At 61.1% G+C, this 23,749-nt stretch carries 25 protein-coding genes; 10 read left to right on the top strand and 15 right to left on the bottom strand.

Going from position 1 to position 23,749, the window contains the following annotated elements; genetic code table 11:
- Positions 1–6: 6 nt before the first annotated feature.
- The 4 genes from ASE94_RS04020 to ASE94_RS04005 all read right to left on the bottom strand — a co-directional run bounded on the left by ASE94_RS04020 (position 7) and on the right by ASE94_RS04005 (position 3,484).
- On the bottom strand, positions 7–660 hold the full coding sequence (locus tag ASE94_RS04020) for an exopolysaccharide biosynthesis protein (protein WP_062629307.1): 654 nt from the start codon (positions 658–660) through the stop codon (positions 7–9).
- Between the two features lie 70 nt (positions 661–730).
- The gene (locus ASE94_RS04015) at positions 731–1,483 is read right to left on the bottom strand and encodes a hypothetical protein (RefSeq protein ID WP_062629306.1); all 753 of its coding nucleotides are present in this window, start codon (positions 1,481–1,483) and stop codon (positions 731–733) included.
- Positions 1,473–1,991: a sigma-70 family RNA polymerase sigma factor gene (locus ASE94_RS04010; RefSeq protein WP_062629305.1), complete on the bottom strand. Its 519-nt coding sequence runs from the start codon at positions 1,989–1,991 to the stop codon at positions 1,473–1,475. Before ASE94_RS04010 ends, ASE94_RS04015 begins: the two co-directional genes overlap by 11 nt.
- Before the next feature lie 68 nt (positions 1,992–2,059).
- The gene (locus ASE94_RS04005) at positions 2,060–3,484 is read right to left on the bottom strand and encodes an MFS transporter (RefSeq protein ID WP_062629428.1); all 1,425 of its coding nucleotides are present in this window, start codon (positions 3,482–3,484) and stop codon (positions 2,060–2,062) included.
- A 319-nt stretch (positions 3,485–3,803) separates the two neighbouring features.
- On the opposite strand from ASE94_RS04005, the gene ASE94_RS04000 reads away from it, so the two are divergent.
- The gene (locus ASE94_RS04000; RefSeq protein WP_062629304.1) at positions 3,804–4,805 is read left to right on the top strand and encodes a hypothetical protein; all 1,002 of its coding nucleotides are present in this window, start codon (positions 3,804–3,806) and stop codon (positions 4,803–4,805) included.
- A 24-nt stretch (positions 4,806–4,829) separates the two neighbouring features.
- Here ASE94_RS04000 and ASE94_RS03995 read toward each other — a convergent pair whose 3' ends face one another.
- Complete coding sequence (locus ASE94_RS03995; protein ID WP_062629303.1) at positions 4,830–5,165, bottom strand: hypothetical protein; 336 nt, start codon at positions 5,163–5,165, stop codon at positions 4,830–4,832.
- A gap of 297 nt (positions 5,166–5,462) precedes the next feature.
- Between ASE94_RS03995 and ASE94_RS03990 the strand changes: the two genes are divergently transcribed.
- The 3 genes from ASE94_RS03990 (at position 5,463) to dxs (ending at position 11,137) form a co-directional block, all read left to right on the top strand.
- Positions 5,463–7,163: a L,D-transpeptidase family protein gene (locus ASE94_RS03990; RefSeq protein WP_062629302.1), complete on the top strand. Its 1,701-nt coding sequence runs from the start codon at positions 5,463–5,465 to the stop codon at positions 7,161–7,163.
- Between the two features lie 210 nt (positions 7,164–7,373).
- Entirely contained in the window at positions 7,374–9,065 is a 1,692-nt protein-coding gene (locus tag ASE94_RS03985; protein ID WP_244483969.1) for a DUF882 domain-containing protein, read from the top strand.
- Between the two features lie 143 nt (positions 9,066–9,208).
- Entirely contained in the window at positions 9,209–11,137 is a 1,929-nt protein-coding gene (gene dxs, locus ASE94_RS03980; protein ID WP_244483968.1) for a 1-deoxy-D-xylulose-5-phosphate synthase, read from the top strand.
- A 72-nt stretch (positions 11,138–11,209) separates the two neighbouring features.
- Here dxs and ASE94_RS03975 read toward each other — a convergent pair whose 3' ends face one another.
- Positions 11,210–12,349, bottom strand: coding sequence for a glycosyltransferase family 2 protein (locus tag ASE94_RS03975; protein WP_062629299.1), 1,140 nt, complete (start codon positions 12,347–12,349; stop codon positions 11,210–11,212).
- Positions 12,350–12,503: 154 nt separating this feature from the next.
- Between ASE94_RS03975 and ASE94_RS03970 the strand changes: the two genes are divergently transcribed.
- Both ASE94_RS03970 and ASE94_RS03965 read left to right on the top strand, forming a co-directional pair.
- The gene (locus ASE94_RS03970; protein WP_062629298.1) at positions 12,504–13,658 is read left to right on the top strand and encodes a hypothetical protein; all 1,155 of its coding nucleotides are present in this window, start codon (positions 12,504–12,506) and stop codon (positions 13,656–13,658) included.
- The gene (locus ASE94_RS03965; protein ID WP_156351834.1) at positions 13,651–14,256 is read left to right on the top strand and encodes a hypothetical protein; all 606 of its coding nucleotides are present in this window, start codon (positions 13,651–13,653) and stop codon (positions 14,254–14,256) included. The genes ASE94_RS03970 and ASE94_RS03965 overlap by 8 nt, the downstream gene beginning before the upstream one ends.
- 11 nt (positions 14,257–14,267) lie before the next feature.
- Here the strand turns inward: ASE94_RS03965 and ASE94_RS03960 are convergent, their stop codons facing one another.
- Positions 14,268–14,531 (bottom strand): DUF2312 domain-containing protein, encoded by a 264-nt coding sequence (locus tag ASE94_RS03960; RefSeq protein WP_061907597.1) that lies wholly within the window; start codon positions 14,529–14,531, stop codon positions 14,268–14,270.
- A 267-nt stretch (positions 14,532–14,798) separates the two neighbouring features.
- Between ASE94_RS03960 and ASE94_RS03955 the strand changes: the two genes are divergently transcribed.
- The gene (locus tag ASE94_RS03955; protein ID WP_244483967.1) at positions 14,799–15,365 is read left to right on the top strand and encodes a DUF1036 domain-containing protein; all 567 of its coding nucleotides are present in this window, start codon (positions 14,799–14,801) and stop codon (positions 15,363–15,365) included.
- On the top strand, positions 15,362–16,801 hold the full coding sequence (gene pyk, locus ASE94_RS03950) for a pyruvate kinase (RefSeq protein ID WP_061907596.1): 1,440 nt from the start codon (positions 15,362–15,364) through the stop codon (positions 16,799–16,801). Before ASE94_RS03955 ends, pyk begins: the two co-directional genes overlap by 4 nt.
- 57 nt (positions 16,802–16,858) lie before the next feature.
- Here pyk and ASE94_RS03945 read toward each other — a convergent pair whose 3' ends face one another.
- The 3 genes from ASE94_RS03945 to ykgO form a co-directional block, all read right to left on the bottom strand.
- Positions 16,859–17,263, bottom strand: a complete 405-nt coding sequence (locus tag ASE94_RS03945; RefSeq protein WP_062629296.1) for a hypothetical protein — start codon at positions 17,261–17,263, stop codon at positions 16,859–16,861.
- A 92-nt stretch (positions 17,264–17,355) separates the two neighbouring features.
- Positions 17,356–17,853, bottom strand: a complete 498-nt coding sequence (locus tag ASE94_RS21430; RefSeq protein ID WP_062629295.1) for a hypothetical protein — start codon at positions 17,851–17,853, stop codon at positions 17,356–17,358.
- 127 nt (positions 17,854–17,980) lie between these two features.
- Positions 17,981–18,106: a type B 50S ribosomal protein L36 gene (gene ykgO / locus ASE94_RS03935; RefSeq protein WP_035086881.1), complete on the bottom strand. Its 126-nt coding sequence runs from the start codon at positions 18,104–18,106 to the stop codon at positions 17,981–17,983.
- Positions 18,107–18,300: 194 nt separating this feature from the next.
- Here ykgO and ASE94_RS03930 point away from each other — a divergent pair, with 194 nt between their 5' ends.
- Entirely contained in the window at positions 18,301–18,783 is a 483-nt protein-coding gene (locus ASE94_RS03930; protein ID WP_062629294.1) for a response regulator, read from the top strand.
- A gap of 3 nt (positions 18,784–18,786) precedes the next feature.
- Here the strand turns inward: ASE94_RS03930 and ASE94_RS03925 are convergent, their stop codons facing one another.
- The 5 genes from ASE94_RS03925 to eda all read right to left on the bottom strand — a co-directional run bounded on the left by ASE94_RS03925 (position 18,787) and on the right by eda (position 22,540).
- Positions 18,787–19,962 carry an alpha-hydroxy acid oxidase gene (locus ASE94_RS03925; protein WP_156351863.1) on the bottom strand — a complete coding sequence of 392 codons (1,176 nt, stop codon included), beginning with the start codon at positions 19,960–19,962 and terminating at the stop codon, positions 18,787–18,789.
- Between the two features lie 71 nt (positions 19,963–20,033).
- Positions 20,034–20,726 (bottom strand): molybdate ABC transporter permease subunit, encoded by a 693-nt coding sequence (gene modB, locus ASE94_RS03920; RefSeq protein WP_062629292.1) that lies wholly within the window; start codon positions 20,724–20,726, stop codon positions 20,034–20,036.
- Positions 20,726–21,454 (bottom strand): molybdate ABC transporter substrate-binding protein, encoded by a 729-nt coding sequence (modA, locus tag ASE94_RS03915; RefSeq protein ID WP_062629291.1) that lies wholly within the window; start codon positions 21,452–21,454, stop codon positions 20,726–20,728. Before modA ends, modB begins: the two co-directional genes overlap by 1 nt.
- A gap of 68 nt (positions 21,455–21,522) precedes the next feature.
- Positions 21,523–21,885, bottom strand: a complete 363-nt coding sequence (locus ASE94_RS03910; protein WP_244483966.1) for a LysR family transcriptional regulator — start codon at positions 21,883–21,885, stop codon at positions 21,523–21,525.
- Between the two features lie 19 nt (positions 21,886–21,904).
- Positions 21,905–22,540, bottom strand: coding sequence for a bifunctional 4-hydroxy-2-oxoglutarate aldolase/2-dehydro-3-deoxy-phosphogluconate aldolase (gene eda / locus ASE94_RS03905; protein ID WP_061907589.1), 636 nt, complete (start codon positions 22,538–22,540; stop codon positions 21,905–21,907).
- A 182-nt stretch (positions 22,541–22,722) separates the two neighbouring features.
- Between eda and ASE94_RS03900 the strand changes: the two genes are divergently transcribed.
- Positions 22,723–23,742: an SPFH domain-containing protein gene (locus ASE94_RS03900; protein WP_062629289.1), complete on the top strand. Its 1,020-nt coding sequence runs from the start codon at positions 22,723–22,725 to the stop codon at positions 23,740–23,742.
- Positions 23,743–23,749 lie beyond the last annotated feature (7 nt).

The following is a 23,749-nucleotide window of genomic DNA, read 5'->3' as shown; positions in this document are numbered from 1 at the left end:
TGTTTCTTACAAGGAGAAGATGGCGGCTGTGGCGAGCCAGGCGGCATAGGCAAAGGCTGCGACGACGCCGGATACGATGATGACCGAGACGATGGCGGTCAGCGTCCCGACGAGAATCCAGATCCCGTCCCGCTCGATCAGCCCCAGCGCGAGAATGGAGATCGCGATCGCCGGCAGCATGTTGCCGAGCGGTATGGGCAGGAAGAGGATGATGGCGAGCAGCAGCACCATGGCGCCGACGAGATATTCGGCTGGCGGCCGCGCCAATATCTCGAGCCGCGGGCGCATCAGCTTTTCCGCCTTGCCCAGCCAGGGCCCGACCTTGATCACCACCTTTTCGAAATCGGTGCGGGCAAAAGAGCGATCGGCGATGATACGCGGCAACCATGGCGACCGCCCAAGCATCAGTTGGGCGCCAAGGAAAATCAGCGGCGCCCCAAGGACACCTGAAACGCCCGGCGGCACTGGGATGGTGTTGGGCACCGCGAAAATGAACAGCAGCGCCGCAAGGGCGCGATGGTCCAGTTCCCTAAGGAGATCGCGAATGAAGATGCGCTCGCGGCCCGGTTCGGAGGCGATGCGCAGCAGGGTGGCCGAGAGGCGATGATCGTCTTGAGACGGCACATCACCCTCGGCGAGACTTCGACTGGGGTCGGGCATGTTCGCCTAAAACTCCATGGCGGCGCAGCCGCCGCGCCGACCGAAACAACACGTCATGGATCGTCTCCGTTCAATCAAGGGTCGCGGCAAGCCCGTTTGCTGCCGCAATAATGGCGTCCGGCTTGGCCTTGCTGACGAGGACATAGGCCACCTCGTCGATCTGCCAATGCGCCAGGGTCGCATCGCCGTTTGGGGCTGTCGTTGGCTCGATCGTGACGAAATCGCCCGGTCGCGCGGCAAAGATCGACGCCCGCCCGAGCCCACCGGCATCGATCGCCATTTCAACGCTGGGGCCGAAGCGAGAGGGATAGACCTGCACATCGGTCACCACCCAATCATCGGGCAGTGTCGGCATGATGATGGCTGTAGCCGAAAGCAGCTCGTCCCGGTCATATTCGGGCGCCTCGAGCTGCGACACCATCACGGCGCGCACCTGGCTCACGGCATGCGCCTCGAGCGCGGCTTCGAGATAGCCCGGCCTATCGGGCTTGAAGACCGCAGCGGTCATTGTCGCCCCGCCCACCGCGCCCGCGGCCAGGAGAAAACAAGCGGCCAAGGCCGGCCTGAATTTATGAAAGACCATGCGCCGCGCCACCGCCCGCTGCAGTCTTAGCGCAAGGTTGGTGGTCGCGGGATCGGCCACGCTGTCAGCCTCGGTCGCTGCCATGCGCAGCGCGTGGTTGATCTTGAGCTCATCCATGATGCGGGCAGCCAAAACCGGTTCCTGCGCGAGATAGGCTTCCACCTCGATCTGCCGCGCAGGCGCGAGCTGATTGTCGATATAATAGGCCAGTTCCGTTTCGCTGATCGGTTCACGCGCCATCCGAACCTCCCACCACGCGCAATCGTCGCGAGGGCTGGTGCTCGCGGTCACGCAGGCTTTGCCGCGCCCGCGACACGCGGGACAGCACGGTGCCCTCAGGCACGCCGAGGATTTGCGAGGCTTCGGGATAGGTCAGGCCCTCGATCCCGACGAGATGGAGCGCTTCGCGCTGCTCCTCGGGCAGATCGAGAAAGGCGCGCCGCACTTCGGATAGTCGCACCGCATCTTCCTGGCTCGCTGGCGCAAAATCCCGATTGGCCGGAGCGCTCGCCGCATGCCGGATGCGCACCAGGCGCGAGCGAACGCCATCGACATGCAGATTGTGGAGGATCGACATCAGCCACGGCCGCATCGCCGCGCCGGGCTTGAAATCAGCCCGGCGATCATAGGCGCGGGTCAGCGTCTCCTGCACCAGGTCCTCGGCGTCCTCGCCCCGGCGCGTCAGCGCCAGCGCATAGCGCCGGAGATCGGGAATATGGTCAGTTACCTTGGGCAGCTTGGCGATCATGATGGATCATATACGCGCAATGCCCCCAATCCCTTCCCGAGCGCATGGAAATTTTTCCACTCGATCGCCTAGCCCGCGGCAAAGCTCGAGTCACGATCCTGCGGCCGCACGAGGCCGACCATGCGCCACGCCGCGACCAGCGCCATTGCCGCGACAACCGCGCCGAGCACATAGACCGGGATGATGGCGACCTTGACGTCGCTGGCCGAGACCGCGGTCGCAAGCCCCGCCGCATTGGCCGCAACACCGGCCAAAGCCGCACCGATCGCATTGCCCGCCGATTGCGTCGTCGGCAGTAGTGCCGAGGTCCGATCGCGCTCGGCATCGCTCGCCGCTTCCATTATCGTCAGGCTCAAATAGCCATTGTGCAGCCCAAAGCCTGACCCCGTCACCATCTGGCCCAAAACCACCAGCGCCACCTGGTCTAGCTCGAGCCCAGCCAGAACCAGCAGCAGCCCCAGGCCGATCATGGCCGGGCCGATGCGAATAAGGGTCTTGCGCGTTTCCTTGCTTTTGACATTGGCGACCGTGATCGAGCTCGCGCTCCAGGCGACGGCCAAGACGGCGGCAAGCGCCCCAGCCGCCGTAGGCCCAAAACTCCACATCTCCTGCACGACAAGCACGAGATAGACGGCCGAGCCGGCCCCCGCGATATTGATCAGCAACACGGCCCAAAGCCCGCTCCCCACCACGGAGGAGAACCGGAAGGCATCGGGCGGCATCAGCCGCGTCGCCGAACGCCCGTCGAGCCAGACGGAGCCAACGAGCAGCACGGCTGCGCCAATCAGCAGACCGGTGGCGGGCAAGGGCGCGACGACCGCCGCCAGTGCGACGAGCAAGATGCCGCTGCCGATCAATCCGAGCCTTATCCCGGGAAAGCCGATCGCCTCGGCGCCCTCGCTGACGCGCGCCGGCACTTTGATCATCACCATGCTCGCAAAGATCAGCACCAGCGGCACATTGACGAGAAAGGCCGCGCGCCAGGAGACGAGTTCAGTGAGAAGGCCGGCTGCCGCCGGGCCACCAAAGGCCGCGACAGCCCAGACCGTCGCCTGGAGGCCAAAAACTTTGGGCACGAGACGCGAGGGGAAAAGTTCAGGGATCAGCGCAAAGCAGATGGCAGATACCACGCCCTCGCCCAACCCCTGGATCGCCCGGCCGACGAGGACCTGCGGCATCGATGTCGCCGTTCCAGCAATCAGCGTACCGATCAGGAACACGCCGGCCGACAAAAGAAGGGCATTGCGCGCGCCGAGCCGCCGCTTGAGCAGCGCCGCGCCCGAACCGCCGACAATAGCAAAGACCAGGAAGAGCGTCAGCGCCCAGGAAATCAGCGCCACGCCACCCAATTCCTGCACGGCCGTCGGCAGCGAAATGGAGGCAAGGAACGCGTTGAACGCGAGGAGTGCCACGCCAAGACAGAGGATCAGCGTCACCGTCGCATAGCGCGGCGTAAATATCTCGCCCCAGCGACCTTCGACCGTATCAGACATGGCGGCACCTCGCGTCAAACCGGCCGGTTCATCGCGCGAAAAAAAGCGCAATCCCGACTCTGGTGAATTTTCCAAGTACTCGCTTTGCAAACTCTTCTCGCTGCTCTGTCAAGCAGCATGCTGCCTATTTTCTGCGCAGCGCCGGTCAATTCGGGCGCGCGCCACTGCGCGGCCTCGCCGGAGCCCTCGATCGACTAACCGAAAATTACGGACTTTTCGTAAGGGTGAGCAGCGAGCATTTCGGAAGCAAACAATGACCCGTTGGAGCGGCCTAGGTCGGTGGCAAGCAATCGGTATCCTGGCCTTGGCAGGATGCTTCATGCTGCTCCTCCTCGCGGTTGCCGCGAAAGTGCCAGTTTCCCCAGAGAATATCTCTTCCGCCGGCGACGGCGACCTCGCTCTCTTTCGCCGCATCGTCGCCGAGATGCAGGGCGGCGCATCCTACTATGCCGCCGCGCACCATCAATTGGTCACGAGCGGCTATGGCACCCAGTCTGTTTTTAATTGGCGCTTGCCGGGCCTGGCCCTTATCCTGAGCGTGATGCCATCCCTTGATGTCGGTCAGTGGATACTTATCGCCATCGCTGTCCTTGCGGGCAATGTCATGGTCTGGGTGCTTAATCAGCAAGGCGGTTGGCGGTTGGCATCGCTTGGCGGGGTGGTGATGCTGCTCAGTTTGGCCGGCGCCTTTACGCCCGGAACGGTGCTGCTGAGCGAACTCGTCGCCGGCGTTTTGGTCCTTCTATCGGTCGCTCTTTATGGTTCTGGCTTTCGCCGCGCGGGTTTGGCCGCTGGCGCGGTAGCGCTTTTTGCGCGCGAATTCGCCGGCATCTATATTCTGGTTTGCATTTGGCTGGCATGGCGGGCCAAACGCTGGCGCGAACTGTCGGCCTGCGCAGCCGTGCTCCTTGTCTATGGCGCCTATTTCCTTTGGCATTATGGGCAAGTGCAGTTGCACGTGACCGCGTCCGATAGAGGCTATGCCGAGGATTGGATCCAGTTCGGCGGCTTGAGCTTCGTCTTGGCGACCTCAGCCTTCAATGGCTTTTTCGCCCTCCTGCCCACGCCGGCCCATGCCGTTCTTTTGCCGGTGGCCCTGCTCGGTCTTTTGGCGTGGCCAGGCGAGACGGGTGCGAGGGCCAGTTTGACCGTGCTGGCGGTCATCATTGTCTTCGCTGTCGTCGGAAAACCCTTCAATACCTATTGGGGCCTGATCTATACGCCGCTGCTCTCGCTCGGCCTCGCCTGGGCGCCATGGGCAATCGCAGATCTCATGCGCGGCGCCTTAGGCCGACGCCGCACTGAACCGCAGATAGGCTGAGTTTTTTGAACTGACGCTCTGCGCCTACTGATACCCGTAGGATTGCAGCAGGAATGTCGTGCCCAACATGCCGCCAAAACCGGCAACGGCGCAGGCGAGGGCAATGAGGTTTCCAAGCGGCTTCATGCGCTTTTTCTCGGCATCCCGCATCAGCACTTCGGTTCGCTCGCCAAGGATCAGCAGCGTCAGGCCGAAAACGATCAGCGGTCCAACCAGAAATGACGCGAGGGACCAGGTACTGATCTCTGGAACGCCTTCCTGCGCGAGCCTCAGTCGATCAAAGATCGTCGGCCAGGAAATGACGACACCAGCCAAAATGCAGGCAAGTCCCGAAAGCCGGGCTTTGAGGTCAGGATACATCGGCGTCTCCCAAGCAGCATCGAATGATGCATCACCAGGAAAACAATAGCCTCAGCATTTTAGCTGTGGGAGACCAAAATTATCCCCTCGATAACCGAGGTTATAAGGCCGTCTCGCGTTCCTGAGCCTCATCGGCGCATCCTCTTTTCCGTTTTCCAACCGTGACCCTTCCGCCACAGGCGGGCTTCACTCTTTTGCGAGTGATTGCTCCCGTTAAGATTTCATGAGTAATGAATTTTAGGACTAGGCCGCGAATCTCCCGGGATTTACGGCCTTTCCAGTGGAATAGGAGTAACTATGCGGAAGCTTTTGGTCAGTCTCGTTGCCCTCGTTGCAGCGGCGTCCCTCGGCCAGCCAGCCATGGCCCAGCAGGTGGCAAGTCTTGCCGTCCAGCCGGTTGTCATCGCGCCTCCGCAAAACGACCTCGCCCGCACCATCAAGGCCGGCCTTTCCGCTGCCTATGGCGCTGCCAAGCCCGGCACGCTCGGCTACGAAGACGCGCAAAAGCTCTACTATCTCTATGGCCAGCGCCATTTCGATCCGATCTGGCTCAACGATGCCGGCAGCGGCAAGGTCACCTTCTCGCCGGCCGCCGAAAAGATCATTTCGCTCTTCAAGAATGCCGGCAGCGAAGGCCTCAGGCCCAGCGATTATCTCACCGCCGATATCGACCTGACCCGCGCATCGAGCACCGACCCCACCGCCTTGGCTGGTCTTGAAACCGCCTTTTCCGGCGCGGTCATGCGCTATGCCAATCATCTCTACAATGGCCGCATCAAGCCGCAATCGGTCAGCGAAAATCTCGATATCGAGGCAAAGCCCATCGATCAGGCAGCGCTGCTCGAACGGCTGGCCAAGAGCGACGATCCCGCCCCGATCCTCGCCGAGCTTGAACCCAAGCATCCTGAATTCCTCGCGCTGAAGGCCGCGCTTGCCACGTTCGATGACAAGCCAGCCGACCGCCCGGCCCCGATCGCCGATGGCCCGGTGCTGCGTCCTGGCGGCACTGATGGCCGCGTCGAAGCCATTCGTGTGCGCTTTGAAATCCCGTCCACCGGCACCGATGTTTACGACGACAACCTCGTTGCCGCCGTCGAAAATTTCCAGCAAAGCGCTGGGCTTGAAGTCGATGGCATCATCGGCCCTGCAACCATCGCTGCCTTCAATGGCGGCAATGCCACGCGCCGCGAAGATATCATCGCCAATATGGAGCGCTGGCGCTGGATGCCGGCCGATCTCGGCGACTTCAACGTCTTCGTCAATATTCCTGAATTCCGCCTGTCGATCATGCGCGGCGGCAAGGAAGAATATACGACCCGCGTCGTCGTTGGCGCCACCAAGAACCAGACCCCAATCTTCTCGGATAATATCCGGCATCTGGTGGTGAACCCCTATTGGAATGTGCCCTCGTCCATCGTGCGCGGCGAAATCGCGCCGGCCGTGTTGCGCAACCCGGGCTATACCGACAGCCACAATATGGATCTGCTCTACAATGGCTCGCCCGTCAGCCCCTGGCAGGTAAACTGGTCGCAGGTCTCCACCACCAATTTCCCCTTCAAGATCCGCCAGCGTCCCGGCGCCGGCAATTCGCTGGGGCAGATCAAATTCCTTTTCCCCAACAAGCACGACGTCTATCTGCATGATACGCCGTCCAAGTCGCTCTTCGCCCGCTCGTTCCGCGCTTTCAGCCATGGCTGCATCCGCGTCGAGAACCCGTTCGAATTTGCGGATGCGCTGATGGCCAATGAGCCAAACATTTCGCGCACCTCGCTCGAAGCCATGTTCGGCCCCAATGAGCGCTGGGTGAATCCGGAAAAGAAAATCCCCGTCCACCTCGCCTATTTTACACTGCGCGTTTCAGCTGACGGGACCATCCGGTCCTATGGCGATGTTTATGGACACAACGAAGCGCTGATCGCTGCCATGGGCCTTGCCCCAGCGGCCGAGACGCCCATTGTCGCTGAGGCCGAGAGCATTCCGAACGACCTCTCTCCATAACCGATCCATGCCCAATTCGGGCTTCGGGCGCGCTCGGTGCTAACGGACTGTTAGCATTTTCGCCTTGGTTGCGCCCGTTTTTGCCCTTATTACTCTGGGTGTGAGGGGGGCTCCTGGGAGCCAAGTTCACACCTGGTTAGCGTTAATCAAATCGTTTGATTTTAGCGCTACCATCAAACGATACTGGCATTGAACCGGGCAGAGTTTGGCGTGACGGGTCTTTCCTTTTTCAAGCGTAGCCGCGTGCTTCGTACATGCGCAGCATTGGCTGTAACCCTTTGTTTGGGCGGCATTTTTGCCGTTCAACCTGCTGTGGCTGCAAGCGAGCGCGCGCTTTACATCTATTATACGCACACCAAGGAAACCGCGCGCATCGTCTTCAAGCGCAACGGTCAATTCGTGCAGTCCGGTCTCGACGAGCTCAATTATTTCCTGCGCGACTGGCGCCGGAACGAGCCGACCAAGATGGATCCCCGCCTTTTCGACCTCGTCTGGGAGGTCTACCAGGAAGTCGGCGCGACCCAACCTATCAACGTGGTTTCGGCCTACCGTTCGCCGGCCACCAATGCCATGCTGGCCCAGAATTCCTCGGGTGTTGCGGACAATTCCCAGCACATGCGCGGCAAGGCCATGGACTTCTTTATCCCCGGTGTGCCGCTCGCCAAATTGCGCGCCACTGCGATGCGCAAACAGGTCGGCGGCGTCGGATTCTATCCCACCTCCGGCAGCCCCTTCGTGCACCTCGACGTCGCCTCCGTCCGCGCCTGGCCGCGCATGACCCGCGCGCAGCTCAAGGAACTGTTCCCGGACGGCCGCACCATGCACCTGCCGAGCGATGGTAAACCCTTGTCGCAAGAGGGTTATCAGGTCGCCATGGCCGGCTGGAAACAGTGCCACGCCTATCCTTGCAACGGCTCGTCTTCCGGCACGATGGTCGCCGATTCCGGCGGCAGCAGCGGCAAGTCCTTGATGGACGTACTTTTCGGCGGCAACAAGCAGGCCAATACCCCTGCTCCCGCGCTGGTCGCAGCGGCAGAGCCAGCACCCATGCAGGTCGCTTCGGTCGCGCCGCAAGCCGCCACGCCGAACCTCGCTCCCATTCCCGCCCAGCGCCCAGCCAGCATGACCGTTGCAGCGGTAGCGCAAGAGGCCGTGGCGCCTGTTCCTGCGGCTCCACCGGCCATCCCCTTCTCGACCGTCGGCAGTGCTCCGCTCGACGCCGCAGAACTGGTCGCCGAAGCTGTTGCGCCGGTGCCCGCGATGAAGTCGGAAACCCTCCGCGTTGCAACTGCCGCAGCACTCCCGGCCGGCGATGCGGTCACCGCTCTTGCCGCGCTGACGGATGTGCCGATGCCCATGCCGCCGCCGCAAAACAACGACGCGACGGTTCTGACCGCCTATGCGCCAAGCACGGCGCGGTCCATTCCCAATGGCCTTGCAGCGCCTGTCATCGCTTCGCTCAGCCCCTCGACAACTGGCGGGATTCCGCCGCATCCGGCCGCACGACTGCCGATCCTCTCGTCTGTCGGAACACCGATGCCGACTGAGTTGACGACGCTTCCTGCCTCCGAAACCCAGATGGCAAGCCTTTTCTCCGGCACGTTCAGCGCCGCCGAGACCGCGCGCCAGTCCGATCTCGTCGCTGCACTGGCTATGCACGTCGGCAAGCCTGTTGCTGCCGAGATGCGTGCCCCGGACCTTGTCGCTCCCGATTTCGAGCACGTGGCCGATGTTTTTGCAGCCCCCGCGAGCCTCTCATCGAACCATTTCGCCGTGATCTTTGATCGCGACGAAGCGGATTTCGATCCCACACCGGAAATGGGCCGCTACACCATCAAGATGGGTGCTGGCGACGACACCACTGCCTTGGGCCATGCCCGTTTCGCCCCCGTCGCCAACTAATCTGGCGGCTGGGGTCGCAAAGGCGCCACTTTATAGGTTTCCAAGCGTTCTCTGTAATCGGCAAGTCTAATTGCCGGTTCTTGCATTGGCACGACCGCAAGCCTAAAGACTTCCTGTTGCCGCCGCATCCCATGGAGCCCCGCTTGGCCGAGAAGCCGCAAACCCCTTTGCTTGACACCGTCAATACGCCGGCCGATCTGCGCGCGCTTCCCCGCGAGGAGTTGCGCCAGCTTGCTGACGAATTGCGCGTCGAGATGATCGATGCGGTCTCGGTAACCGGTGGACATTTGGGGGCGGGTCTCGGCGTCGTCGAATTGACTGTGGCGCTTCACGCCGTCTTCGATACGCCGCATGATCGTATCATCTGGGACGTCGGCCACCAGGCCTATCCGCACAAGATCCTGACCGGCCGCCGCGACCGCATGCGCACGCTGCGCCAGAAAGACGGGCTGTCCGGCTTCACCCGCCGCGCCGAAAGCGAATACGATCCCTTCGGCGCCGGCCATTCCTCGACCTCGATTTCCGCCGGCCTCGGCATGGCGGTCGCGAGCGAACATCTTGGCATCAAGCGCAATGTCGTCGCCGTCATTGGCGATGGCGCGATGTCCGCGGGCATGGCTTATGAAGCCATGAACAATGCCGGTGACATGGACGCCCGGCTCGTCGTCATCCTCAACGACAATGACATGTCGATCGCGCCACCCACGGGCGCGCTCCGGGCCTATCTCGCTCAGCTCGTCTCCAGCCCTGCCTATCGCGGCACGCGCGACGCGGCCAAGTCGATCGTCAGCAAGCTCCCCAAGCCGCTACACGAACCGGCGCGCAAGACCGAGGAATTTGCGCGCTCGTTCTTCACCGGCGGCACGCTTTTTGAAGAACTGGGATTTTATTATGTCGGCCCGATCGACGGTCACAACCTCGATCATCTGCTGCCGGTCCTCGAAAACGTGCGCGATATGGAAGCGGGACCGGTCCTGATCCATGTCGTCACCAAAAAGGGCAAGGGCTATGGCCCGGCCGAGAGCTCGGCTGACAAGTATCATGGCGTCGGCAAATTCAACGTCATCACCGGTGCCCAGACGAAGGCCCCGTCTAATGCGCCGTCTTACACAAATGTCTTTGCCGAAACCCTGATCCAGGAAGCACAGAACGATCCGCGCATCGTCGCCGTCACAGCGGCCATGCCGACGGGCACAGGCCTCGATAAATTCGCCGAGCTTTTTCCTGACCGCATCTATGATGTCGGCATCGCCGAGCAGCACGCGGTGACGTTTGCAGCAGGTCTTGCCAGCGAAGGCATGCGGCCGTTTTGCGCCATCTATTCGACCTTCCTGCAGCGCGCCTATGACCAGGTGATCCACGACGTTGCAATCCAGGGTCTGCCGGTGCGTTTCGCCATTGATCGTGCTGGCTTTGTCGGTGCTGATGGTCCGACCCACGCCGGCAATTACGACAATGCCTATCTCGGCGCCGTGCCTGGCATTGTTCAGATGGCTGCGGCCGACGAAGCAGAGCTCCGCCATATGGTAGCGACCGCCGCCGCTTATGACGCCGGTCCGATCACCTTCCGCTATCCACGCGGCGATGGCATGGGCGTCGATATGCCGGCGCGCGGCGAAATCCTGCCCATCGGCAAGGGCCGTATCCTGCGTCAGGGCAGCGCCATCGCGCTCCTTTCATACGGTACGCGTCTGGGCGAAGTTCTCGCGGCAGCCGACAAGCTTGCTGCTTTGGGTCTCAACCCCACCATTGCCGATGCGCGATTCATGAAACCGCTCGACGAAGAGCTGATTGCCAAGCTGGCCCAGACCCATGATGTGCTGGTCACGACCGAAGAGGGTGGCCTCGGTGGCTTCGGCAGCCATGTCGCGACTTTCCTCGCGACCAATGGCCTCCTTGATGGCAAACTGCGTTTCCGGCCGCTGATGATCCCGGATCGGTTCGATGAACATTCGAGCCAGAACGACATGTATGCGGCCGCGGGCCTCGATCGCATTGGCATAGTCGCCACTGCCCTCACCGCGCTTGGCTATGATGAAGCCGCCATGAAGGCCGCTCTCGCTCAAGCCTAATCCGAAATAGATCCAGACAATAAAAAACCCCCGCTCGCGCGGGGATTTTTGCATTTAGGACTGCTGCGTGACTTACTTCCAGGTGAAGGCGCGCGTCACGGCATAGTTGAATACCGAGCTCATGATCGCGCCGGAGAGGCCAGCGATAAAGGTCTGGTGATCCCACTGATAGATCGCATTGGCGACCGAGATATTGGCAATGCCGCCAAGCGCACAGATGGCGCAGAAGCTCAGGAAGCCCGTAATAAGCTTGGGGCCCTTTAGCTTGCGATCGGCATAGGTCAGGTTGTTGTTGAGAACGAAGTTCCAGGCCATGGCGATCAGGGTCGCCGCGATCTGGGACACCACAAACCCCTGGGCCAGCACGGAGGTGAAGAAGCCAAGCGTCAGAAGGTGAACGACAACACCCGTACCGCCGACCAAGCCAAACAGCAGGAAGCTTGGTGGCAAGGCACCGCCGGTCATCTTTGAAAACCAGAGGCCGAGATACTGGATGACCACCAGCGGGTTCATCTTGCTTTCGCCGGCATGGCGCGGGCGGAACGTGTAGGGGACTTCGGCGATCTCAAGCGGCTTGCCCATGCGGGCAGAGGTCACAATGAGATCGATCAGGATCTTGAAGCCGTCGCTGGCCAGTTTAGGTGCTGCCGCAAGGGCCGCTTCGCGACGGATGAGGAAGAAGCCGCTCATCGGATCGCTCACGGCCTGGCCGGCGATCATGCCGGCAAGCTTGTTGGCAAAATTGCTGCCCGAAAGGCGCGTGGCGCTGAGGCCATCGCCGGCAGAGCCGCCTTCGGCAAAGCGCGAACCGACGACGAGGTCGGCACCGGAAAGAGCTTCGGCCAGCATCTGCGGCAAAATAGATTCGTCGTGCTGGAGATCGGCATCGATCACCGCGACATAGGGCGCAGCGGTGACTGCCATGCCTTCGACGCAGGCCGAGGCCAGACCACGGCGGCCAAAACGGCGGAGGCAGCGGATATTGGCGTAGACCCGGCTCAGTTCATTGACAACGTCAGCTGTGCCATCCGGGCTATCGTCATCGACGACGATCATTTCCCAAGGCGTGTCGCCGAGTGCAACTGCGACCTTTTCGTACAGCAACTCGACGTTGTCCCGCTCATTGTACGAGGGAACGATTACGGCGAGCTGTGGGGGGCGGAAAGTTTGCGCGGTTTCGACGCGGACGTCTTCAAGCGAACCGTTCGACATTTACTGGAGCACTCTGGCTTCGGGCATCCAGCTTAAAAGCACGCCTCGCACGAAAAGTTGCAAAGAGATATTTCATGGCAGGGTTGCATGGGCCGCAGATGTGATAACCGGCTCTTTATGCAATTTCAGGCATGCTTCCATGGCAGGAGAAGCCATGTTTCCGCCTAGTCTCGATCTCAAGCAGGATAGGCCCACGGCTCTCCTGCTGCTTTTGCCGCTGCTTTTTGTTCTCAGCGGCACCCTCATCCGGTTTTTAGCCTTTCGTTACGCGCAGCCGGATGCTGATTGGACCAATTATTTCGGCGCTCTCTGCCGCTGGGATTGCGGCTGGTATGTTCGCATGGCCGAGACCGGCTATGACACGTTCCCTATTCCCTCGCGCATCAATGCCGGCAACTGGGCGTTTTTCCCATTTTATCCGATGTTGGTCGGGCTCGTCGCCAAAGTCATTCCTCTGCCGACCATCGTTCTCGCGAGCCTGTTGTCCATCCTGACCGCCTATGCTGCGGTTGTAGCAGCCTGGCCGCTCCTCGGACGCAATATCCGCGCCTACACGCTTTATGCGGCCTTCATGCTGTCAGGGCCCGTCTCCTTCTATTTCACGACCTTTTTCACCGAGGTCATGTATGTGCTTTTGACGACGCTGGTCTTTCGCTTTCTCGGCCGCTCCGATTATCTTGGCGCTGCCGGCGCCGCTGCGCTTTTGTCGGCGACCCGCATCGTCGGCGTCTTTGCGTCGCTCTCGATCGGCATTCAGGCTCTGATGGATTATCGAAAGTCAAAAGGCACATGGAAGGGCGTGGTCCCCGGGCTTCTAGCCCAGCCGCGTCTGGTCCTTGCCATCTTCATCGCGCCCCTCGGCTTTTTCACCTATGTCGCCTTCCTCAATTATTGGGTCGGCGATGGGCTTGCCTTTAGTCACACCCAGCGCGCCTGGGGCCGGATGGTCGCCAATCCCGCGGTTTATCTCTGGGAAGGGCTCAACAAGTGGCCCGACAATGGCGCGCTGTTCAGCAATTCACAGATCCTCGCGCTCGCGGCCATTGCTGGTCTGGTCGTCACCGGCATTCTTGCCTGGCGCCGCCAATGGCCCGCAGTGGTGTTCTGCCTTTTCTGCATCATCATTCCCCTCGCGGCGGGGCTTGCGTCCATGTTGCGCTTCATGACCGCCATGGCGCCGCTCACCATCACGGTCGCGACGCTGCTGGCGCGCCAGCGCGTGGTGTTCGTACTGAGCTTTGTCGCCATCATCGTCAGCGCCTGGTTCGTCACGCTGGCCTGGATGGGAGGCAATGTTGCGCTTGTCTGAACGCTCTCCCGCTACCCTCGGCGCTTATGCGCTGGCCGCACTGATCGCGCTCTTTGAGCTTGCCATCCTCTGGCAGGCGCTCCACCCCAACGTCTCCGACGATTATCGCGCCTACTATATCGACAAGACGACCACCTGCCTGCCTCAGCCGGTCGCGGCGAACTACACGCTCGGCACCGAACTTGATTTCCGCTCCGGCGGCGATGACACGCGCGAATTGCGGCCCTGCGGCTGGGATGGCCCGGCAGGCGATGGCGTGCATTCCATCGGCCAGACCTCGCGCCTTCGCTTTGCCGTTGGCCCCGCGCAGAACTTGACGCTGATGGTGGAATTGACCGGCGTGACCCTGCCCGGCCCGGCGCAACAGCGCGTGCTGGTTTCGGCCAATGGTGTGGACTTGGGAGAATTGCTGGTGAAGCCCGCAAAGACCGAGCGCTTCACTATCGCCATCCCGGCCGATACCGTCGGCGATAGCGGGTATCTTGACGTCAAATTCGATTACCCTGACGCCATCAGTCCGGGCAATCGCATCTCGAACACCTATTGGCGTAGCGTCAAACTGAGCATTTTGCAGCTTAGCCCGGCCGATCCGGGCTAAGCGAAAATCACTTAGCGCTCGGGTGGCGCTTCGACCATGCCGAGAGCCGACATATAAAGCTCGAGCAGGGCTTCCTGCTCCATGCGCTCATTGGCATCCTGCTTGCGGATCGTCACGATCTTGCGCAGGATTTTGGTATCGAAACCATTGCCCTTGGCTTCGGCATAGATTTCCTTGATGTCGGCAGCGATCGCGGCCTTTTCTTCTTCCATCCGCTCGATGCGCTCGATAAAGGCGCGGAGCTGGTCCTGGGCGACGCTGTCTTCAACGGCCATGGCTAAACCTCATTTCGTTCTGGCCACCTTGAACCCCAAGGGCTGCAAAGGTTCAAGCCCTTGACCGACGATTCGTCACAGGGTCAGGCATGGCGTGCCCGCAATTCCGTCAAATCCCATGCCTAAAACTCGCACGAAGAGCCACGCCGACGATCAGAGAGGAATGCGCATAACGCGATTCTGAAAGCGCGCGCTGGATTAGCCATTGACCTCCCCTGCCCCATCGGCTCAAAGAAAAGCGGTTTTCCCATGTTAAGTGGCCTGCCCGTGCACCGTTTCCACCTCGGCCTTCTGCTCTTGCCGCTGGTTTCGGCGGGTTTCTTCATTGCCGCACCTGCTCCGGCCTATGCCGATCTGCGCATCTGCAACCAGACAGCCAATGTCGTTTCGGTGTCGCTTGGCTATCGAGCCGAGCGTGGCTGGATGAGCGAAGGCTGGTGGCAAACTCCGCCTGGGGATTGCCGCACGCTCTATCAGGGCGACCTGCAGCGGCGGTTTTATTACCTCTATGCAGTCGATGACATCGGGGGCGGCGCCTGGGATGGCCAGGTCTTCATGTGCACGCGCGACGAAACCTTCACAATATTCGGGGTTGAGGATTGCCTCGCACGGGGCTATGAGCGCACCGGGTTCTTTGAAATCGATACGCAGAACCGGACCGACTGGACGATGCAGCTCACTGAGAACGCTGGCGCGCCAAATGTCGTCGGTCCTGGTGAAGGTGAAGATCTAGAAGAGCCGGCTTTCCTGGTCGACCCCGAAAACCCCGATCAGACCGAACCGCCACCTCCGCCGCCCCTACCGCCAGAGACACAGAACACGGAATCACCATGAGACGGATCAGACGCGCAAAGATCCTCGCCACCCTCGGTCCTGCAAGCAACGAGGAAAAGATGATCGAGGAGCTGGCCAAGGCCGGTGCGGACGTCTTCCGCATCAATATGAGCCATGCCAGCCACGAATTGCTGCATCAGACCGTAGCCCGGATCCGCAGCGTCGAAGCGCGGCTCAATCATCCCCTCGGCGTTCTCGTCGATCTCCAGGGCCCAAAGCTGCGCGTCTGGAAGTTCGCCGAAGGCTCGATCAATCTCGTCCAGGGCCAGAAGTTTACCCTCGACAGCGAAAAGAACGACAACGGCAATTCCGAGCGCGTCTATCTGCCGCATCCGGAAATCATCGAGAGCGTTTCCGTCGGCGACCGTCTCCTTTTGGACGATGGCAAGCTGCAGCTCAAGGCGACTAAAGTCGGAGGCGGCGTCATCGAGACCGAAGTCGTCTATGGCGGCAAGCTCTCCGACAAGAAGGGCGTCTCCCTGCCCGATACGCTGTTGCCCACGGGCGCACTGACGGAAAAGGATCACGCCGATCTGCTCGAAGGCCTCAAGGCCGAAGCGGACTGGATCGCGCTCTCCTTCGTTCAGCGTCCTGAAGACATCATCGACGTGCGCAAGATCGTTCAGGGTCGCGCCGGCGTCATGGCCAAGATCGAAAAGCCACAGGCCATCGATCGCCTCGAAGAAATCGTCAAGCTCTCCGACGCCATCATGGTCGCCCGCGGCGATCTCGGTGTCGAACTGCCGCTAGAAACGGTGCCAGGCCTTCAAAAGCGCATGATCCGCATGTGCCGCCGCTATGGCAAGCCGGTGATCGTTGCGACGCAGATGCTCGAATCCATGATCACCTCGCCGGTTCCGACCCGCGCCGAAGTGTCGGACGTGTCGATCGCGGTGTTTGAAGGCGCCGATGCCGTCATGCTCTCGGCAGAATCCGCATCGGGCCAGTATCCGATCGAAGCCGTCGCGACGATGAATAAGGTTGCCGTGGCCGTCGAAGGCGACGCGAACTACCGCAACATCATCCGTGCCGCCCAGACCGAGCCTGAAGCCACCGCTGCCGACGCTATCTCGGCTGCCACACGCCAGGTTGCCGAAACGCTCGATCTCGCGGCCATCGTCACCTATACCGCGTCGGGCTCGACCGGCATTCGCGCTGCCCGCGAACGTCCTTCCAAGCCCATCATCGCGCTCTCGCCCAATCTGCGCACCATTCGCCGCCTGTCGGTCGTCTGGGGCATTCATTGCGTGCAGACCGAAGATGCCGTCAGCCTTGAAGACATGGTCGACCGCGCCTGCGTCATCGCCTACCAAGAAGGCTTTGCCCGCCCCGGCGACCGCATCGCCATCACCGCTGGCGTGCCGCTTGGAACCCCCGGCGCGACCAATATGCTGCGCATCGCCTTTGTCCGCCAGGACGGCGCTGGCTCGAGCTGAGCCACACGCGCAACTGCACCTATGACAAGGCCCGCGCAAGCGGGCCTTTTTGTTTGTCTAACGCGGTGTTTCGAGAAGGGCCTTGAGCGTCAGGAAATCGGTGGTGATCCATTCAATCGCCGAACTGAATTGCTCCTCGTTCATGCCGGGCCGCTGGAAGAAGGTGAACAGCAGTTCGGTACCGTTCTCATTGGGCATGACGCGCATGGGCGTCCAGAGCAGCGGTTGTCCGGGGATGAAAACGGCGTGATCGAGCACACCGAAATCATTGCGCGGCGTAAACCGGATATGCCTGATGCCGCCAAACCGCACCTCGGCATGCCAATCCCCAGTCTCAAGCTGATGGAAAAGGTGAGGGTCCACCGCCGCCCACTGCGCATAGTTTCTCGGCTCGGCCAGATAGGCATAGACGAGAGCAAACGGCTGCTCGATCTGGATCGAAATCGTATGAGAACGCCGCATGTGGGCCCCTTTCGGTCGCCGCCCTTATCTTATCCGCATAGCCTCTGCCGCCCAAATCAAAACGCCACCCCTTGGGTGGCGTCACTGCTCGGTCAGTGAGTCTCGATGTAATTGCGGAGCACGTTGAGGTCGGTCCGCAACCATTCGCACTCAGAAGCGAACTGCGCATCGGTTTCGCCGCGCACCTGAAGGATCGTGCAACTGAGCTCTGCACCATCATCATTGGGCAGGACCCGCACCCAATATTGCCGCCGCGTGCCGCGATCATCGCTCACCCTCAGGTCAAGCACGCCATAGACATTGGGCGGGGTGAAATGAAGCTCGACCTCTTCGCCATCGAACTGGGCTTGCCAGTGATAGTCGGAGAGGCGCTCGAGAGGCCTTTCGATGACCCCATTGATCCATTCGTTGAGGTTGGCAGGTGTCGAGAGGAAGGTATAGACGGCTGCAAAAGGCCGCCGGATGGTCAGGCTTATGGTGACGCTGGGAAACATGACGCTCTGGAACAGGATCGGCGCGCCGTCCTGGCGCTGCTGGATCTTGCTGATCTGAACCGGCTTCGGGCCGGCACGCTGTCCTAGCTTTCCCATCCGACCGTCACAAGCATGTGCCTGTGAGCCATGGAGTTTGGGTTAATTTACACCAAATGCTAGCCTACAAACGAAAGGGCCCGCAGCGTCAGCTACGGGCCCTTTCGAGATACAGAAGCGGAAAGGCTTAGCCCTGGCGGGCCTTGAAGCGCTTGTCCACCTTGTTGATGATGTAGACGCGCCCGCGGCGGCGGACGAGCTTGTTCGCGCGGTGGCGCGTCATCAACGCCTTCAGCGAGTTGGTGATCTTCATCGTTGTATTCCCTGGTCAAACAAAAGGGGCGCCAAGGCGCCCTAAAACTGCGCCCTTCATAGGGAAATAGACCCGGCCTGTCAACGCGCGCAGCAAAGAGTTTTCCGCGTTTTCCGCATCAGAGCCCCGCTATCCATTAACCGGGAGGTCAACCTTCCCCGCTAGGATTTTTCTCAGGTTCCAGAGGACTTTTCGTGAACAAGATCCTGAAGCACGGCGTCGTTATTGCCGATCCGGTCGAGAATATGGCTGCCCTGATCGCGGCCACGATGCGGGGTATCGGTCACCGCATGGTCACCGAGGTCACGACACCGAAAGATCTTCTGGCCGTCCTCAACGCGCGTTCGCATAGCCTTATCGTCATCGACGACGCCATGGGGCCGCCTGATGCCATCGAGCTCGTGCGCCAATTGCGCACGGATTTCGACTGCCCTAACCGCACAACCTCGGTGATCATGATGTCGGCGGCCCCTGACGTCGATCGCATCGCCGCCGCCCGCGATGCGGGGGTCAGCGAGTTTCTCAAGAAGCCGTTCTCGGCGGCGGACTTGCAGAAGCGCATCGCCGGCCTCGACATCAATCCGCGCGAATTCATCGAGGCGCCCGAATATGCAGGGCCCGACCGCCGCCGGCGTATTCTCACCCACGGCATCGAAGACCAGCGCGAAGACAGCTGAGCGCTAGACCCGCGGCTTCGGTGCGTTACGCGGCGGAATGTCGTTGGAATAGATATTGTGCAGCCCCACATTGAGAATGTCGCGCTCGCCGCAGAGCGCCATGGTCGTATCGAGCTCCTTGCGGATGATCTCGAGCACGCGCGTCACGCCCTCTTCGCCGCCCGCGCCTAGTCCATAGAGCATAGGTCGGCCGATAAAGGTGGCCTTTGCGCCATAGGCCAGCGCCTTGATCACATCCTGTCCTGAGCGAATGCCGCTATCGAGATAGACTTCCGTCTTGTTGCCGACCCGATCGACGATCTCGGGCAGCACGCGAATGGACGATGGGGCGCCATCGAGTTGCCGCCCGCCATGGTTGGACACGACGATCGCATCGGCGCCGTTGTCCACCGCGGCCTGCGCATCATCGGGATCAAGCACGCCCTTGACGATCACCGGACCGCCAAAGCGCTCCTTGATCCAGCGCACATCGCCCCAATTGAGCGTGGGATCGAACTGGCTCGCCGTCCAGGCGGAGAGCGAGGCGAGGTCGTGATCGCCGCTCACATGACCCACGATATTGCGGAACGTGTGGCGCTTGGTTCCCAGCATGCGCGCGCACCAGAGCGGGTGCTGCATCATCTGCCAAATGGAATAGGGCGTGAATTTTGGAGGCGTCGACAGACCGTTCTTGATGTCCTTGTGGCGCTGCCCGAGGATCTGGAGATCCATGGTGAGGACGAGCGCCGAACATTTCGCGGCCTTGGCGCGGTCAATCAGACGATTTATGAAATCGCGGTCGCGCATCACATAGAGCTGAAACCAGAATGGCGCCGTCGTGTTCTCGGCCACGTCCTCAATCGAGCAGACACTCATGGTCGACAGCGCAAAAGGAATGCCAAACTTTTGCGCGGCTTTTGCTGCCTTGATCTCGCCGTCCGCCGTCTGCATGCCGCCCGTTGCCGCCGGGGCAATGGCGACGGGCATGGTGATTTCCTTGCCCAGCATCGTGGTCTTGAGGTTGCGCCCCTCTAGGTTCACCGCGACTTTCTGGTTGAGCTTGATCTTTTGAAAATCGCTCTCGTTATCGCGGTAGGTGCTCTCGGTATAAGAACCGCTATCGGCATATTCGAAGAACATTTTTGGCACCCGGCGACGCGCCACCCGCATCATTTCGTCAACGGTGAGGATCTTGTCGATGGCGGGCATGAAAGGGCTCCGAGAGGCTGTCGCGCCTGCTCTAGCAACTAACATGTTAGCGGTCAACGCAACTAGATGAGCGCGCTATCGCGCGGCGCCGTCGCCCGCCGATTGATCATGAGCATCGAGAAAATGACGAGGAAGGCGAAGACCACCATGCCCCCCGCCAGCACATGGGCTCGCTCCCATTGGAGGCGCTCGACGAAATCATAGATGGCGATCGAGAGCACCTTGGTCTCGCCTGGAATGTTCCCACCGATCATCAGCACAACGCCAAATTCACCCATCGTATGGGCAAACGCCATGATGCCGCCAACGAGATAGCCGGGCGCCGCGAGCGGCAGCACGACGCGGAAAAACCTTTGCCGCGCCGAGGCACCAAGCGTGTCGGCGGCTTCGAGCACTTCGGCCTCGATGGCCGCAAAGGCGTTGCGCAGGGGCTGCACCATAAAGGGGAGTGACGCTACACCCGCCCCGATCATCAGCCCGCCAAAGGAAAAGGCGAGCGTTCGCGCGCCCCAAAATCCGGCGATCCACCCGCCTGGTCCGTTCGGCCCTAAAGCAAGGAGCAGATAAAAGCCGAGCACGGTCGGCGGGAGAACGAGGGGCAGCGTCACCAACGCGCCCACCACTTCTTTTCCCGCCCAACGCCCATGCGCCAGCCACCAGGCGACCGGTGTCGAGATGATAATCAACACAAGAGTGACGCTCAGCGCGAGGCTGAGCGTCAGGGCAATCGGGGAAAAAAGCGTCGTCCAATCCATCAGGGAACGGTATAGCCCGCCGCTTCGATAACCGACACTGCTTCATCTGATTTGAGGAAATCGAGGAAAGCCACCGCAGCGGGATTGTTTTCGCCTTCCTTAAGCAGCACCGCGCCCTGCGCGATCGGTTCATGCAATTCGGCCGGCACGATCCATTGCTCACCCTTGCCGATCACCTGGCTAGCGGCCACGAATCCGAGTTCGGCATTGCCGCTTTCGATGAACTGCAAAGTCTGGGAAATGTTCTCGCCCTGCACGAGTTTAGGTGTCAGCGTTTCGAGAAGGCCAAGGGCGGTCAGCGTTTCGATGGCTGCCTTGCCATAAGGCGCGGCTTCCGGATCGGCGATGGCGAGCTTGTTGAAGTCAGCCTTGAGCGCCGCTTCGCCGTCGCTTAGATCCCGCCCCGGTCCATAAAGCGCGAGCTGGCCTTCGGCATAGATGAAATTGGTGCCTTCGACGCCAAAGCCTTCATCGATCGCCTTTTGCGGGCGCGTATCGTCGGCCGCCAAAAACACGCCGAATGGCGCGGCCTGGGTGATCTGGGTGTAAAGCTGGCCGGTCGCACCGAAGCTCAGTTCCACCTGATGCTCGCCCTTGGCTTCGAAGAGTGTTTTCAGCTCTTCAGCGACGGCGGTGAAATTGGCAGCCACCGCGACATTGACGGTTTCGGCAAAGGCCGGCGTTGCAGTGGTGGCGATAACGGCAAGGGAAAGCAGCAGACGGGACAAGGACGCCTCCGATATGTTCGATCGGCCATATCGATGGCGGAAACATATCAAAGGCGCAAGCGATATGTTTACTCGGAAATATCGGATATTGCTGCGCGGAGGGCCGCGACATCGGCGGCAATCGCTGCTTCCGTCGCGACCTGCATCGCCCGGTAGCGCGCCAGCACCTCCTGGCCCAAAGCCGTCAGTTGCGCCCCACCCTGCCCCGCACCGCCCCGGACAGTATCGACCAGCGGCCGACCAAATCCCTCATTAAGCGCCTGCACCAAGCTCCAGGCCCGCTTATAGCTCATCCCCATCGCTTTGCCCGCCGCCGAGATCGACCCGGTCGCCGCAATGCCCTCGAGCAGATCCGCCCGCCCGGGCCCGATATAGGCCTTGTCGGAAAGCACGATGCGGAGGTGACCGAGACCGGACGCTGTCTTGTCCACACTCACCTCCTTGATCGCATTAAGCCTTAAGCGCGCTTGCTTCCTTGGCGAGCGCTTCGATGCGGGCGAAGTCGCCGCTCGCGAGGGCATCGGCCGGCATGATCCAGCTACCGCCGACGCAAATGACGTTGGGCAGGCTGAGATAGGTCTTAGCCTTCACGACATCGATGCCACCCGTTGGGCAGAAGGTGATGTCTGGGAGTGGCGAGGCGAAGGCTTTCAGCACCGGCGCGCCGCCAAGGGCTTCGGCCGGGAAGAATTTGAGGAAGGAATAACCGCGCTCGGCCGCGGCCATGGCCTCCGTCGGGGTGCCGATGCCAGGGAGAAGCGGGATGGCGACATCGTCAGCGGCATCGAGAAGGCGCGGCGACGCACCGGGGGAGACCATGAAGCGGCAGCCGGCATCGACCGATGCCTTCATATGCGCCGCATTCCGCACCGTGCCCGAGCCGACGATGGCGCCGGAAACCTTGGCCATTTCTTCCATGACCTTGAGCGCATTGGGCGTGCGCAGCGTCACTTCGAGCACCGGCAAACCACCGGCCACCAGCGCTTCTGCGAGGGGGCGCGCCTGTGACACGTCATCGAGAATGATGACAGGCACGACGGGCGCCAGGGACAGGATAGAGCGGATGGCGGTTGCGTCCTGCGGCATGGGCTTCTCTTCTCACAGCAAAGAACAGTTCGGCTGAAGGGTTAGGCTGAGATCGTCTGCCCCGCAAGACAGAACACTATTGCCCCGTCAAAAAAGCCAATTGCCGTCGAGCCGCTCGCTGATTGCCTAACTGTCACTATATCCTTAGATAAGAACCACATAACATTGTGGGAGCACGCATCATGGGATTTGACGGTTTCGCTCTGGATGGGCTCAGCATCACGCTGATCTTCCTTGGTATCCTCATCATCCTGGTGCTGTTCGCCGGCGCCAAGACAGTGCCGCAGGGCTACAACTACACCATCGAGCGGTTCGGCAAATATACGCGGACCCTGAAGCCAGGCCTCAATATCATCGTCCCGTTCATCGACACGATCGGCAAGAAGATCAATGTCATGGAGCAGGTGCTCGACGTTCCCCACCAGGAAGTCATCACCCGCGACAATGCCTCGATCACGGCCAATGGCGTGACCTTTTACCAAATCCTCGATGCGGCGGCTGCGGCCTATGAAGTGGCCAATCTCGAAAACGCCATTCTCAACCTGACCATGACTAACATTCGTACGGTCATGGGCTCGATGGACCTCGACGAGCTTTTGAGCCACCGCGACGAGATCAACGAGCGCCTGCTGCGCGTGGTCGATACCGCGGTTTCGCCCTGGGGCGTCAAGATCACGCGCATCGAGATCAAGGATATCGATCCACCCAAGGATCTCGTTGATTCCATGGGCCGCCAGATGAAGGCCGAGCGTGAAAAGCGCGCCACCATTCTTGAAGCAGAAGGTAGCCGCCAGGCCGCCATTCTCAAGGCCGAGGGCGAAAAGCAGGCCCAGGTGCTTGAAGCCGAAGGCCGTCGCGAAGCCGCTTTCCGCGATGCCGAAGCGCGCGAGCGTTCGGCGGAAGCGGAAGCCAAGGCAACGCAGATGGTGTCGGACGCCATCGCCTCGGGCAATGTGCAGGCCATCAACTACTTCGTCGCCAACAACTATATCGAAGCGCTGGGCAAGCTGGCCACCTCGCCCAACCAAAAGGTGTTGATGCTGCCGGTCGAGGCATCGAGCGTTATCGGCGCCATCGGAGGCATTGCCGAAATCGCTCGCGAAACCTTTGGTGGCGGTGAGGCGCGCCAGGCCCAGCCGACGCGTCCCGCCGCGCGGCCCCCGGTTGCTGGCCAAACCCCGCGCGAGCCAAACCCAAGCTAAGGCGAAC

The sequence above is a fragment of the Devosia sp. Leaf64 genome, assembly GCF_001421945.1.
Lineage (GTDB): Bacteria > Pseudomonadota > Alphaproteobacteria > Rhizobiales > Devosiaceae > Devosia.
Note: the sequence above shows the minus strand (reverse complement) of the source record. Positions and strands in the feature narration are given on the sequence as shown.